The sequence below is a fragment of the Amycolatopsis thailandensis genome, from assembly GCF_002234405.1.
In the GTDB taxonomy this organism is placed as follows: Bacteria; Actinomycetota; Actinomycetes; order Mycobacteriales; family Pseudonocardiaceae; genus Amycolatopsis; species Amycolatopsis thailandensis.
This window is the reverse complement of record NZ_NMQT01000012.1, coordinates 1-14440: the sequence shown is the minus strand read 5'-3', so window position 1 is coordinate 14440 and position 14440 is coordinate 1. Positions and strand designations below refer to the sequence as shown.

Below are 14440 nucleotides of genomic sequence, written 5' to 3'. Positions count from 1 at the left end.
CACACGAGTACCGCTAAAGAACGCCGGCCTTCCTAGGAGCGCTGAGGCGTCGCACCGCGTTCGCGCAGGCGAGGGATTCCAGCAGCGGCACCGTCCGGTCCCAGCCCAGGCATGCGTCCGTGATGCTCAGGTCGGGACGCGGCCGCGTGGACCCGACGTCCTGCCTGCCGTCCGAGAGGTACGACTCGATCATCACCCCGGCCAGCGCGTCGTTGCCCGCCGAGATCTGATCGGCCAGATCCGCGACGACCACGGGCTGCCGGTTGTGGTCCTTGCCGCTGTTGCCGTGCGAGGCGTCGACGACGAGCCGGTGCGGCAGGGCGGCGGTGGTCAGCGCGTCGAGGGCGTCCGCCACCGCGTGGGCGTGATGATTCGGTTTCGGTCCGCCGCGCAGGACGAGGTGGGCGTCCGGGTTGCCGGTGCTGCGCTGGATCCGCGCTCGCCCGTCCGCCGCGGCGCCGGGGAACACGTGAGGCAGCGCAGCCGACCGGACGGCGGCGACGGCCGTGTCCAGCCGCCCGGAGACGCAGTTCTTCATGCCGATCGGCATCGGCAGCCACGACGCCAGCTGCCGGTGCGGCTGGCTGGCCACGGTCCGCGCGCCGATCGCGCCCCAGCTGATCGTGTCCGCGAAGTAGGGCGCCAGGAACGGGTCGACGAACTCGTAGGCCAGCGGCAGCCCGGTCGCGGCGGCGTCGGCCAGGAACCGCCGTCCGAGCCGGATCCCGGACGCGAGATCGCCCTTGCCGTCCAGGGTGGGGTCGGGCACCAGGCCGGTCCAGCCCGCGATCGTACGCGGTTTCTCCAGGTAGGCACGCAGGACGAGGACGAGGTCGTCGGCGAAGCGCCCGGACACCTCGGCGAGCCGGTGCGCGTACTCGAGCGCGCCGTCGGTGTCGTGCACCGAACACGGACCCACGACGACGAGCAACCGCGAGTCGCGCCGGGCGAGGACGTCGGCGACGGTTTCGCGGTGCCGGGCGATCTCGTCCGGCACGACGTCGCTCATGGCCACCTCGGCCGGGCTGGGCAGGGTGTCCTGGTCAGGCATCCGCGTGACCTCTCTTCTTGTCGGGGGCGGCCACCCCGGCCCGGGGCAGCCGCGTCGCACCGGCGACCGCCACGACGGCGAGGCCGAGAACACACCAGAAAGCGTCGGCGAAGGCCGCGGCGACGTCCGGGCCGCGCGCGGCCAGCCGGGCCTGCAGCACCACGGCCAGCACCGCGGTGCCGATCGAGCCGCCGAGCGTGTTGAGCAGGTTCAGCGCCCCGGCCGCGCGGGGCAGCCGGGCGGGTTCGACCCGGCGGTAGACGATCGTCATCACCGGCGCGCCGATCAGCGCCGCGCCGAAACCGCGCAGCAGCAGGGAAACCACGATCACCCAGTCCGGAAGACCGGCGCCGAGCTGGGTGAAGGGCGCGGTGCCGAGGGCGACCAGCCCGATCCCGCTCAGCACCAGGGTGCGCGGCGAGATCCGGTCGACGAGCCGGTTCACCAGTACCGAACCGGCCGCCGCGCCGATGCCCTGGGGCACCAGCAGCAGGCCGGTGTCCCAAGTGGACAGTCCGGCGCCGCGCTGGAGGTAGAGCGGGAGCAGGAACATGGTGCCGAACACGGACGCGCCGAGCAGCACCAGCGCGAGCGCGGCGACTCCGAACGGCGGCTGGGTGAACAGCCGCGGATCGAGCAGCGGCGCCTCGGCCCGCAGGCCGTGCCGGACGAACGCCGCGAGCATGACGACACCCGCCGCGACCGCGAGCCCGGCGACCACCGGGCTCCCCTGTTCGAACCAGGTCAGCCCGAACACCAGCACCGCGAGTCCTGGCGAAAGCAGCAGCGCGCCACGGAAGTCGAACCGGTCGCCCCGGCCGCCCGGCTCGCCCGCCGGGACCCAGCGCCGGGCCAGGATCACGGCCACCACGCCGACCGGGAGGTTGACGTAGAACAACCACGGCCAGTCCGCGACGGCGAGGATGGTGCCGCTCGCCAGCGGGCCGAGCACCGGCGACAACAGCGGTACGAGACCGACGACGCTGATCACGCGTCCGATGCGGTCAGGGCCGGCGGCCCGCGCCAGCAGCGCCTGACCGGTCGGTGGCAACAGGCCGCCCGCGAGCCCTTGCAGGACCCTGAAGGCGATGAGCGCGGGCAGGGTCGGCGCCAGCGCGCACAGCAGGGACGCCAGCAGGAACACGGCGACGGCGGTGAGCCAGACGCGGCGGCCACCGAACCGGTCGGCGAGCCAGCCGGACGCCGGCACCGCGGTGACCACGGCCAGCAGGTACGCCGTGGTCACCCATTGGACACCGGTGACCGGCGCGCCGAACTCCTCGGCGAGGGTGTCGACGCCGACCGAGACGATCGTGCTGTCCAAGGTCGCCATGAAGGTGCCGAGCACGAGCACGGCCGCCGTGCGCCACAGCGCGGCGTCGATCGGGCGCGCGGTCACCGCTTCCCCACGAACCCGGCCGCGTCGCCGTCCAGCCACGACGGCAGCTCCCGGAGGAACCGGACGAGGTCGTCGGCCAACGGCTGAGGCTCCCCCGCGTAGAGGACTCCTTCCCAGCCGTCCTCGCCCGGGACGACGGTGACGCTCACCGGATGGTGCGTCCGTTCGCGGAACCTCGTCCCGGTGACGGTGAGGCCGGGCGCGGGTTCGCGCAGTTTCGCCGGATCCACCGGGTAGTTCTCGAACACGAGCAGACTGTCGAACAGCCGCTCACGCCCGGCGAGCGACGCGAGTTCGGGCAGGCCGATCCGGTGGTGCCCGGCCATCGCCTGCTGCCGGGCTTGCAGGTCGGCGAGCGTCTCGGCGACCGTCCCGGTGAACCGGGCGCGGACCGGGACGCTGTTGGCCAGCAGGCCGATGATCTCCTCGACACCGTCCACATCGGACGTCCGGTTCGAGGTCATCACGCCGAAGCTGACGTCCGGCCGTCCCGCGTGGGTCGCGAGCACGGCCGCCCAGGCACCCTGCAACAGGGTGTTGGCCGTGAACCCGCGTGCCGCCCCCAGCCGGGTCAGTTCCGCGACGAGCGGACCGTCCACGGTGAACAGCGCGGGTCCGGCCGCGCCGCCGGTGCGCGGCAGGTGGTCGCCTTCGGGAAGGCCTTCGAGTTCCGATCGCCAGGCCCGGACGTCCGCCGAGTGATCGGCCGCGGCGAGCAGGCGGGTGTACCGGGTCGGCGGCACCGGATCCGGCAGCGGCTTCCCCGCGTACAGCGCGAACAACTCGCCGAGGATGCGCGGCGCGGACCAGCCGTCGGACAGCAGATGGTGGCTGGTCAGCACGAGGGTCTGACGGCCGGGCCCGTGCCGCAGCACGGTGACGCGCCACAGCGGCCCGTTCGCCAGGTCGAACGGCTCCGCGAGCTCCTCGTCCAGCGCGGTGTCCGCTGTGTCCACTTCGGACACTTCGCACACACGGAAACCAGCACGTGGCTCAGCGGGGATCACCTGGACTTCGTGCGACGGCGGGAACACGGCACCCAAGTTCGGCTGCCGCCGCACCAACGCGGTGGCAGCGGCCCGCAGTGCCTCGACGTCGAGGTCACCGGACAGCGTGAACGCCGCCTGCACCGGATACGGATCTTCTTCCGCGGTCCGGGACTCGCGCAGGATCACCTCCTGCAACGGCGTCAGCGGCATGACCTCGCCGGGCCCTGGCAGGTCGGCCGCGAGTTCGTCCAGCGCGCGGGCGAAGTGCTCGCCCAGCACGACGATCTCGTCCTCGGTGAACAGCGCGGACGGCCAGGTGAAGCGGACGCCGAGCGTGCCGCCGTCGGGGACCATCGCGTTCACCGTCAGCGCGTACGGCAGCGGCATTTCCGGGCCACCGCCCGAACCGAGCGGATCGGCGTCCGGCGGGCGCTGCCACGGGGTTTCCGTGACCGGGGCCGCCGGGAAGCGGCCGAGATAGTTCCAGGCGATCTCGGGCCGGGGCCCTTCGACGCCGAGGATTCCGTGGCCGAGGCCGTCCCCAGCCGCACGCAGGTGATCGCGGACGGCCCTCAGCGCGTCCGGCAACGGTCCGGCGGGCGGGGCGATCCGCGCCGGGTGCACGGCGGTGAACCAGCCCGCGGTCTGCGCCAGGTCGACCGTGCCCGCGAAGTCCGGGGTGTGCCCCGGCCTGCCGTGACTCTCGGCGGCGACGAGCAGGTCGGCGTCGGTCCCGCGCCAGGCCGCGACCGCGCGGGACAGCGCCGTCAGCAGCACGGTGTCCGGGCCGGTGCGGTAGGCCGTCGGCAGGGCGGTGAGCACGGCGTGGGTGGTGTCCGCGCCGACGTCGATCCGGTGATGCCGCGCGGTCGCGACGGTGTCCCGCGCCGGATCGAGCCGGGTACGGCCGAGCGTGGCCACCGGCGCCGACGAGATCCCGTGCCAGTACGGCAATTCGTCCTCTCGATGCGGAGCGGCCGCCCGCAGCGATCGCGCCCAGCCCAGGAAGGACTGCCCGCGCCGGTGCGGGGTGTTGCCGTGGAAGGCCTGTTCGACGTCGTCGAGCAGCACCCGCCAGGTCACCGCGTCGGCGACCAGGTGGTGGGCCACCAGCAGTAACCGTCCCGGCCGCTCGCCGCCCACGTCCGCCAGCACCGCGCGGAACAACGGCCCGGTGCGCGGGTCCATCCGCGCCACGACCTGGCCGGCCTCCGCGTCCAGCACCGTGCGCGGATCGCCGGACACCCGGACCGCGGTCAGCACGTCGGCGCCGGTCACGGCCCCGACATCCGGGACGCGCAGCGCGTCCTCGACCAGGTGTGCGCGCAGGACGTCGTGGCGGGCGAGGATCGCGTCGAGCACCGAACGCCAGCGGGGCACGTCGCCCGCCGAAGGCACACAGATCTCGACCCACTGGCAGAACCCGTCGGCCGCCTTTCCCGCGCGCAGCAACAGATCGCGCATGATCGGCGTGAGCGGGGCGTCGCCGACCGCGTGGGCTTCCTCTGACCGTTCGGGTTCGCCGCAGCGCGCGGCGATCCCGGCGACCGTGCCGCCTTCGAAGACGTCGCGCGCGGTCAGGTGCAGCCCTTCGCGGCGGGCGCGGGACACCACCCGCAGCGAGGCGATGCTGTCCCCGCCCGCGTCGAGGAAACCGTCGTCCAGGCCCACATCGGGGCCGAGCAGGTCGCGGACCACGCGCAGCAGCACGGCTTCCGCCGGGGTGGCGGGTTCCCGTCCGCCGTCGGAGCGGGCCTCCGGCGCGGGCAGCGCGGCCCGGTCGAGTTTGCCGCTCGGGCCGAGCGGAAGCCGGTCCAGCGGCACGAACGCGGTCGGCACCATGTACGCGGGCAGCTCCGCGGCGAGGTACTCGCGCAGCGCGGCCGGCTCGGGTTCGGTGCCGTCCACGGGAACGACGTACGCGACCAGCCTGTCCTCGCGGACGATCACCGCGGAGGCGCGCACGTCGTCGTGCGCGGTCAGCGCGGTCTCGATCTCGCCGAGTTCGATCCGGAAGCCGCGCAGTTTGACCTGGTGGTCGGCGCGGCCGAGGAAGACGATCTGCCCGTCCGGCCGCCAGCGGACCAGGTCACCGGTGCGGTACATCCTCTCCCCCGGCGGCCCGAACGGATCCGCCACGAATCGTTCGGCGGTCAGCGCGGCCCGGCCGACATAACCCTGCGCGAGCTTCGGCCCGGCCAGGTACAGCTCACCGGTGACGTTCGTCCCGACCGGGAGCAGCCCGCCGTCGAGCACGTACGCGCGGACCTCCGGGTCCGGTCGGCCGATCGGCAGCGGTCCGGGGTCGGCCGGGTCGTAGTGCCAGGTGACCGAGTTGATGGTGACCTCGGTCGGGCCGTAGGCGTTGAACAGCGCCCGCCGGTTTCCCCAGCGCCGCGCCAGCTCCGGGTCGAGCCGTTCGGCGCCGACGACGAAGAACACGTCCGGGTCGACGGTCGCGTCGTCCGGCATCGCGGACAGGAACGACGGCAGGAGGTTGAGCCCGGTGACGCGGTGCTCGGCGGCGTAGGCCAGCAGGTCGTCGCCGGAGACGCGCACCTCCTCCGGCGCGATCACCGAGGTCCCGCCGGACAGCAGCGGCAGCATGAACTGCCAGAAGGCGACGTCGAAACTCGTCGAGGCGAAATGCAGGTACCGCTCGGCGGTCCCGATCCCGACGATGTCCTCCTGCAACGCGATCAGGCTCGGGACGCCACGATGCGGTACCGCCACGCCCTTGGGTCTGCCGGTGGTGCCGGAGGTGTAGATGACGTAGGCGAGCGCGTCATCGCTGAACGGGACGGCCGGATCCGTGTCCTCAGTGGACAGTTGATCCGGATGGATCACCGGAAGATCCTCGATGTCCGAAGTGGACACGACGGCGGCGGGCTCGATGTCGCCGAGCATGTACGCCAGCCGGTCGGCCGGGTAGTCCGGGTCCATCGGCACGTGCACCGCGCCCGCCTTGATCACGCCGAACAGCGCGACCACGAGGTCGACGTCGCGGCGCAGCAGGACCGCGACCGGGTCCTGCGGCTTCACCCCGGCGTCGATCAGGGTGTTCGCGAGCCGGTTGGCCCGGCGGTCCAGTTCGGTGTAGGTCAGGCTGCGATCGCGGCACACGACGGCTTCGGCGTCCGGGGTCTCGCGGACCCAGCGGCCGAACTCCGCCAGCATGCCGCCGCGTTCACGGCGGGGTTCCGGCCCTTCGCCGAGGCGCAGCATGGCGCGTTCTTCGTCGGCGTCGAGCGCGCGCAGCCGGGAGACCGGTCGCGCGGGATCGGCGACGATCTCGTGCAGTACGGCCCGCAGCCAGCGGCCGTAGGACTCGGCCTCGTCGCGGGTGAACGCCTGCGGCTGGTAGCCGAGGCCGACGGTGAACTCGTCGCCCGGCAGCACGATCACCGTGAGCGGATAGTGCGTGGCGTCGGTGATGTCGACCCCGACGAGATCGAGGCCGGGCGCCAGGGTGGTGCGGGCGCGGCTGGAGAGCGGGAAGTTCTCCATCACCAGCATCGTGTCGAACAGGTCGCCGACACCGGCCGCGCGCTGGATGTCCGGCAGCCCGGTGTGGTGGTGATCGGTGAGCCGGACGCTTTCGGTGTGCACGCGCTCCAGCACGGTGCTCGCGGTGTCGGCGGCGTCGAATCGCACGCGCACCGGGATCGTGCTGCCGAGCTGCCCGATCATGCGCTCGACGCCGGGGACGTCGGCCGGGCGCCCGGACACCGGGCAGCCGAAGACGACGTCGCGGCGGCCGGTCAGCCTGGCGAGCAGGACGCCCCAGGCGGTCTGGAAGACCGTCGTCGGGGTGATCCCGCGTTCACGGGAGAAGGCTCGCAACCGCTCGCTGAACTCTCCGCCCAGTTCCACGGTGACGCGCTCCGGACGCTCCACAGTGGACTCCAGGCTCGCCGGGGCGAGCCGCGTGCCTTCGTCGAGTCCGGCCAGCGCCTCGCGCCACGCCGCCAGCGCCGCGTCGGGATCACGGTCGCCGAGGACCCGGTGGTACTCCGAAAGCGGCGGGGCGACGGGCGCAGCCGGACCGCCGCCGAGTTCGGCGTAGGTAGCCAGCAGGGTGCGGCCGACCAGCGGCATCGACCAGCCGTCGAGCAGCGCGTGATGGTTCGTGAGCACCAGGCGGTGCTCGTCCGGGCTCAGCGTCAGCAGCAGGAACCGGATCAGCGGCGGGGTCGCCGGGTCGAAGGGACGGGACAGCTCGGCACGGCACTCCATCTCGACCTGCTCCGGTGACACGCTCGCGGACCGCCAGTCCAGCGTGACGTCGGCGGGCACGACCTGGACGACCTCGCCCGCGCCGGCGGTGTGCAGGTGGACACGCAGCGCGGGATGCCGCCGCAGCACTTCCGCCGCGGCTTCACGCATGCGGTCGGCTTCGAGCGCGCCGCTGAGCAGGGTGACGGCCTGGACCACGTAGACGTCGGTGTCTTCGGTGCCCCGCGCCAGCGTGTGGAAGGAAAGCCCGGTCTGCAACGGGGTCGCGGGCAGGACGTCCTCGACGCGGCCCAGGCGTTCGAGCGCGTCGATATCGGCCTGGTCCAAGCCGACCAGCGGCAGGTCGGACGGCGTGAGACCACCGCCGTCCGGTCCGATCCGGGCGGCGTGCGCGGCCAAAGCCTCCAGTGCTCGCGACCACGCTTCCTGGAGGGCCTCGACGCTTCCGGTGTCGAGCACTTCACTGGCCGCCGTCCACTCGACGGCGAGCCGGGGACTGCCGTCCTCCCGGACGAAGCAGTTCAGCGCCAGTACCTGTTCCAGCGACTTCGCCTCCGGTTCGGTGACCGCGAACGGGTCCTCCTCCGGTAGCCGCCAGCCCGTCCCCGGCAAGGCCGCGAACCGGCCGAGGTAGTTCAGGACGACGTCCGGCGGCGGGACGGCGGCGAGCTCGTCCCGGGTCAGCGGGTCCAGATACCGCAGGACACCGAAGCCGACCCCGTTGTCCGGCACGGCGCGCTTGGCTTCTTTGGCGGCCCGCAGCAGCTTTCCCGCCGCGTCGCCGCCCGCGCACGCGCTGTCGAAATCGGTGCTCGCCGCCACCGCCGCGGCGGGCACGCGCAGCGGATGCTCGGCGGTGAACCAGCCGACCGTGCGCGACAGGTCCAGGCCGTCCTGGTCCCGGCCGTGTCCTTCGAGGGACACGGTTTCCGCCTCGACCGGGGCGTCCCGCCACGACCGGAGGGCGAGTACGAGCGCGGCGAGCAGGACGTCGTCCGGTCCGGCGCGATAAGCCGCGGGCAGGCTCATGAGCACCGCGTCGGTCTGTTCCGGCGAGGCGACGGTGACCGAACGCCGCGCGGTCGCGACCGTGTCGGCGGCCCGGTCCAGCGGCCGGTGGCCGAGACGCGGACCGTCGAGCGCGCCGCGCCAGTGGTCGAGTTCTCCGCGCCGGGCGCCGGATTCCCCCTGCTCGGCAAGGAGAAGCGCGTGCCGTCGCCACGACGTCCCGACCGGTTCGAGCGGTTCGCCCGCACAGGCCGCACGCAGGTCCGGCAGGAGGACGCGCCAGGAGACACCGTCGACCGCCAGGTGGTGGATCACGATCACGAGGTGGTCCGGCAGCAGCGCGACCCGGAGCACCCCGGTCCGGAGGTCGAGCGACGCCGCGAGTTCCGCCGCGACCTCGGCCGGGTCGCCGGTCGTCTCGATGACGACGTCGGACGCCTTCACCGCGCCGCGCTCGCGGACGCGCAGTTCGTCCTCTGAATGCAGACGGAGGACGTCGTGGTGGTCCAGAAGTGTTTGGACGCCCTCGATCAGCAGGGTGGGCGGAAGGTCCTCGTCGAGCCGGATCGCGGTCCATTGCGTGTAGCCGGCGACCGTCGCGACGTCCGGATGCGGGTCGAGAAGCGCGCGAACGATCGGTGGGGCCGGGACAACGCCGTCGGGCTCGTCCGGCGGGGCCACCGGACCGCCGATCTCGGCGCTCGTCGCGGCGAGCGCCTCGAAACTGCGGCGGGCCAGCAGATCACGCGGGCGCAGGTCGAGGCCGTGCGCGCGCAGCCTGCTGCTGACGCTGATCGCGGTGATGCTGTCGCCGCCCAGCGCGAAGAAGTCGTCGTCGACCGCGACTTCATCGACGCCGATCACCTCGGCGATGGTCGCGCACAGCAGCCGTTCGCGGTCGGTGGCCGCGGTCCGCCCGGCCGCCGCGCGCGGGGCGGGCAGCGCTATCCGGTCGATCTTCCCGTTGGGGGTCAAGGGAAGCGCGTCGAGCAAGACCACGGCGGCGGGTACGAGATGCTCCGGCACGCGCCCGGCCAGTTCGGCGCGGACCTCGTCCGGGACGACCTCGCCGACGACGTACCCGACCAGCCTCGGTCCTCGCACGGCGGCGGCGGCCGCGCGCACACCGGGAACGGCGGCCAGCGCGGCCTCGACCTCGCCGAGTTCGACGCGGTGACCGCGCACCTTCACCTGACCGTCGCGGCGGCCCAGGTACTCCAGCCCGCGGCCGGGCACCCAGCGCACGAGGTCCCCGGTACGGTACATCCGGTCACCGGGCGCGCCGAACGGATCGGCGACGAAGCGCTCGGCGGTCGCGCCCGGACGCCCGAGGTAGCCGCGCGCCAGATGCGGTCCGGCGAGGTACAGCTCGCCCGGCGAACCCGCGGGCGCCGGGCGCAGCGCGGCGTCGAGCACCCGGACCGAAGTCCCCGGTACCGCGGTCCCGATGGTCGGTTCCCCGGCGTCCAGCCAGCATCCGGCACCGTCCACGGTGGCCTCGGTCGGGCCGTACATGTTGCGGGCACGGACACCGGACTCCGCGACCCGGCGCCACAGCGCCGGCGGAGTCGCTTCGCCGCCGAGGACGAGCAACGCGGGCCGGTCCGGCCCGTCGAGCAGTCCGGCGTCGACGAGCGGCGCGGCCATCGACGGCGTGGTGTCGACGACGTCGATCCGGTCCCGGGCGAACGCGGCCAGCAGTTCGTCGGCGTCACGGGCGACGTCGGTGCCGTAGACGTGGAGTTCGTGCCCGAACAGCAGCCACATCAGCTGATCGAGCGCGGAATCGAAGGCGAACGAGTAGGTGTGCGCGACCCGCAGCCGCCTGCCCGCGGCGCGTTCGGTCTCGGCGACCGTGGTCGCGCGGTGATGACGCAGCAACGTGGCCAGGCCGCCGACCCGGCCGAGGACACCCTTGGGGCGGCCGGTCGAACCGGAGGTGAAGATGACGTACGCGAGATGTTCCGGATGCCGCGAAATCTCCAGCGGCGTTGAGTCCAGTGTGGACAGATCGGTTTCGCCGAGCAGAAGCTGCGGCCCCGGCACGATTTTCGGATCGTGGGCCACGGTGAGCACGGCACCGGCTTCGGCGGCCAGTTCCCGCAACCGCTCGACGGGATGGGCGAGATCCAGCGGCAGGAACGCGGCTCCGGCGTCGAGCACCGCCAGCAGGGCGACGACGAGATCCGCCGACCGCGGCAAGGCCAGCGCGACGACGTCGTCGGCCCCGACACCGCGTGCCCGCAACGCCCGGGCGAGCCGGTGCACGCGGGTGACGAGTTCGCCGCCGGTCAGCCGCTCGTCGCCGGACACCAAGGCCGTCTGGTCCGGGTCGAGTCCGGCCAGCAATTCCGGCACACCGGCGAGGTCCGGGGAAGGCGCGGGCGTCGACCATGCCTCCAGCAGCGCGTCCCGCTCCCCCGCCGGGACCAGGTCCGCGCCGCCGACGACCGGGCCGTCCGGTTCGGTCAGCGCGGTGATCAGGCAGCGCAGCGCGGTCAGCTTGGCGTCGACCGCGGCCTGGTCGTGGGTCCGCGCGTCGACCTCGAAACCGAGCAGCAGTCCCCCGTCCGAGGTCGGGAGCACGGACAAGCCCATGTCCTCCGGCGGACCGCCCGCGACGTTGCGCATGACGCCGTGCGAGCCCGCGAAGTCGAGCTTCAGGTCGAACGCCTTGAGGTTGATGCCGCGGCCGTGCAGCAGCGCTCCGGCGCCGGGGACCGCGAGATCCTGCGGCAGATCCTCGCCCCGGTAACGCTGGTGCGCGCGCATCTCCTTGAGCGTGCCCGCGACTCGCGTGGTCAGCTCGGTCCCCGAGTCCTCCGGGAGCACCGTGACCCGCAGCGGCAGCACGTTGACCGCCATCGCCGGGGTCCGCAACGCCGCTCCTTCGCGGCACATCAACGGCATCGCGAACACGACGTCGGTCCAGCCGAGCACGCGGTGCAGGAAGGCGGCGTAGCAGGCGATCAGCGCGTCGCCCCAGGTCGTCCCGGCCCGTTTGCCCAGTTCACGCAGGCGCGCCACATCCGACGCGGGCAGCACCGACCGCGCGGTCACCGTGTTCTCGGGCGGACCCGACGCGCCGCCGCCGTCGTCGAGATCCGGCAACGGCGTGAACCGCTCGCGCCAGTACTCGCGGTCCTGCTCGAACCGTTCGCTCACGCGGTAGTCGCGGTCGGCCTCGACGAGATCGGCGAACCGGGCGAACGTCGAAGGCGGCACGTCCTCGCCCTGGACCGAGGCGGTGTAGCGGGCCGCCGTCCGGCGCGCGAGCATCGCCGCGGTGTAGCCGTCGAACACGAGATGGTGCCCGAGCTGGGTGAACCACACCCGCGACTCCGACAGCCGCAGCACGAGATGGGCGAACAGCGGCCGGTCCAGCATGCCCCGGCAGGCCTCGGCGACGCGGCGCCGTTCCGCCTCCACCCGCGCGTGCGCCGCGGTCTCCGGATCGGCCTCACCGCTCAGGTCGACGACGTCCGGCGACGGCAGCGGTTCCGTGGAGACCTGCTGGCGGGGGCCGTCCGGTGTCTCGAAGACGCGCAACCGCAGGCTGTCGGCCTCCTCCGCGGTCGCCCGGATCGCCTCGGTGAGCACGCCGAGGTCGACCGGCTGATCGCCGGTGATTTCCACGACGTCACCGACGACGTAGTACGGCGAATCGGGTTCGAGGCGCTGCGCGGTCCAGATGCCCAGCTGGGCTCCGGTCAGGTTCAGCATGAGGGCACCACCATCGGGGTTCCGGTCACCGGGTCGGGCACGACGACACTGGGGAGATCGAAGACCTCCTTCATCAGCTCCGCGTCGACGATCTCGGCGGGCGCGCCCTCGGCGACGATCCGGCCGTCCCGCAACGCGACGAGGTGATCGGCGTAGCGGCAGGCCTGGTTGATGTCGTGCAGGACGGCGATCACCGTGCGGCCCTCGTCGCGCAGGCGCGCCAGCAGGTTCAGCAGCTGGTACTGGTGCGCGATGTCGAGGAACGACGTCGGTTCGTCGAGCAGCAGGTACGGCGTCTTCTGCGCCAGCACCAGCGCCACCCACACGCGCTGACGCTGTCCGCCGGAGAGTTCCTGCACCGGCCGGTCGGCCAGTCCCGCCACCCCGGCCGCGGTCATCGCCTCGATCACCGCGCGTTCGTCCTCTTCGGACCACGACGCGAACAGCGACTGGTGCGGGAACCGGCCGCGCGCGACCAGCTGCCGGACGCGGACGTCCTCCGGCGCGACCGGGTCCTGCGGCAGGAAACCGAGTTCCCGGGCCAAACCCTTGCCGTGGAAGGAACCGACGTTCTTCCCGTCGAGCCGCACCTCGCCGCTCGCCGGATTCAGCAGCCGGACGAACGCGCGCAGCAAGGTGGACTTGCCGCACGCGTTCGGTCCGACGACGGCGGTGAACGCGCGGTCGGGCACGTCGAGGCTCAGCCGGGTCGACACGATCCGGTCGCCGTAGCGCAGGGTCAGTTCCCGCGCGGTCAAGCGGGCACTCATATGCGCCGCACCTCCTTGGTGAGCAGCCAGATCAGGTAGCCGCCGCCGATCACGGTGCTGACCACACCGACCGGCAGCGATTCCGGCGCGAGCAGCATCTGGGCGGCCAGGTCGGCACCGGTCAGCAGCACGGCGCCGGTGAGGGCCGCCGGCAGCAGTCCGATCCCGGGTGTGCGGGCCAGCCGCCGCCCGATCTGCGGTGCCGCCAGCGCGATGAACGCGATCGGCCCGGCGACGGCGGTGACCGTGGCCGTGCAGCCGACGCCGATCAGCACCAGGACCAGCCGCAGCCGGTCCCAGCGGACACCGGTGGTGACCGCCAGCGCGCCGCCGAGCGCGGCCTGGTGCAGCGCCGGTGCCCGGGTGAACAGCACGGCGAACAGCACCGCGAGCACCCCGAACGGGATGGCGACGTCGTCCCAGCCGACCCCGTTGAGGGAACCGGCGTTCCAGCCGACCGCCGCGATCGCGATCTCGAGTTCGGCGCGCAGCACGATCCACGAATTGAACGCCATCAGCATCGCGTTGATCGCGATGCCGATGACGATCAGCCGCAACCCGGACAGCCCGCCGCCGAGCGACAGCGCGTACACGACGGCCGCCGTGACCACCCCGCCCAGCACCGAACCGATCGTCAGCTGCGTCGACGTCCCCGAAAGCACGGTGATCGCGAACAGCGCGCCGGTGTAGGCGCCGGCGTCGAGGCCGATCACGTCCGGGCTGCCGAGCGGGTTGCGGGTGATGCTCTGGAAGATCGCGCCTGCCAGCCCGAGCGCGGCACCGAAGACGAGCCCCGCCAGGACGCGCGGCAGGCGCCATTCGCGGATGACCACGCCGGGGCCGCCACCGGAACCGGTGAGCGCGGCGAACACGCGGGCGGGACTCGCCCACGCCGCGCCGTAGCAGAGCCCGAGCAGGGTCAGCCCGGCGATGACCACGAGCATCGCGACCAGGAACCAGAGTGTGCGGCGTTCGACGCGAGCGGAGAACCGCCCGCGCCGCACGACGAGCGCGGTCGCTTCTTTCACAGTGGTCACAGCGGCGCCGCCCCGTATTTGCGGACGGCCCAGATCAGCACCGGGCCGCCGAGGAACGCGGTCACGATCGCGACCGGGACCTCGCCGGTCGGCAGCAGGACCCGGGATCCGACGTCCGCGGCGAGCATGAGGACCGGGCCGAGCAGCGCGGCGAACGCGATCAGCCACGGGATCGACGCGCCGGCCACCCGCCGCACCAGATGCGGCACGATCAGCCCGACGAACAG

Annotated in this window: 6 protein-coding genes; all 6 read right to left on the bottom strand. The window is 73.0% G+C overall.

Features of this window, described 5'->3' with window-relative positions:
* Positions 1-13: 13 nt before the first annotated feature.
* Positions 14-1051 (bottom strand): 3-deoxy-7-phosphoheptulonate synthase, encoded by a 1038-nt coding sequence (locus CFP71_RS03015; RefSeq protein WP_093932288.1) that lies wholly within the window; start codon positions 1049-1051, stop codon positions 14-16.
* Positions 1044-2450: a DHA2 family efflux MFS transporter permease subunit gene (locus CFP71_RS03010; RefSeq protein ID WP_093932287.1), complete on the bottom strand. Its 1407-nt coding sequence runs from the start codon at positions 2448-2450 to the stop codon at positions 1044-1046. The genes CFP71_RS03015 and CFP71_RS03010 overlap by 8 nt, the downstream gene beginning before the upstream one ends.
* Positions 2447-12406, bottom strand: coding sequence for a non-ribosomal peptide synthetase (locus CFP71_RS03005; RefSeq protein WP_093932286.1), 9960 nt, complete (start codon positions 12404-12406; stop codon positions 2447-2449). Before CFP71_RS03005 ends, CFP71_RS03010 begins: the two co-directional genes overlap by 4 nt.
* Positions 12400-13176 carry an ABC transporter ATP-binding protein gene (locus tag CFP71_RS03000; RefSeq protein WP_093932285.1) on the bottom strand — a complete coding sequence of 259 codons (777 nt, stop codon included), beginning with the start codon at positions 13174-13176 and terminating at the stop codon, positions 12400-12402. The genes CFP71_RS03005 and CFP71_RS03000 overlap by 7 nt, the downstream gene beginning before the upstream one ends.
* A complete protein-coding gene (locus CFP71_RS02995; protein WP_093932284.1) occupies positions 13173-14213 on the bottom strand; it encodes a FecCD family ABC transporter permease in 1041 nt (346 codons plus the stop codon). The genes CFP71_RS03000 and CFP71_RS02995 overlap by 4 nt, the downstream gene beginning before the upstream one ends.
* Positions 14210-14440: iron chelate uptake ABC transporter family permease subunit (locus CFP71_RS02990; RefSeq protein WP_143267035.1), on the bottom strand; the 231-nt coding region annotated here is incomplete at its 5' end. The genes CFP71_RS02990 and CFP71_RS02995, both read right to left, overlap by 4 nt.

What these genes read in the sequence shown, in the direction of transcription:
- CFP71_RS03015 (WP_093932288.1), bottom strand. Translation starts at nt 1,051, where the DNA reads ATGCCTGACCAGGACACCCTGCCCAGCCCGGCCGAGGTGGCCATGAGC.
- CFP71_RS03005 (WP_093932286.1), bottom strand. Translation starts at nt 12,406, where the DNA reads ATGCTGAACCTGACCGGAGCCCAGCTGGGCATCTGGACCGCGCAGCGC.
- CFP71_RS03000 (WP_093932285.1), bottom strand. Translation starts at nt 13,176, where the DNA reads ATGAGTGCCCGCTTGACCGCGCGGGAACTGACCCTGCGCTACGGCGAC.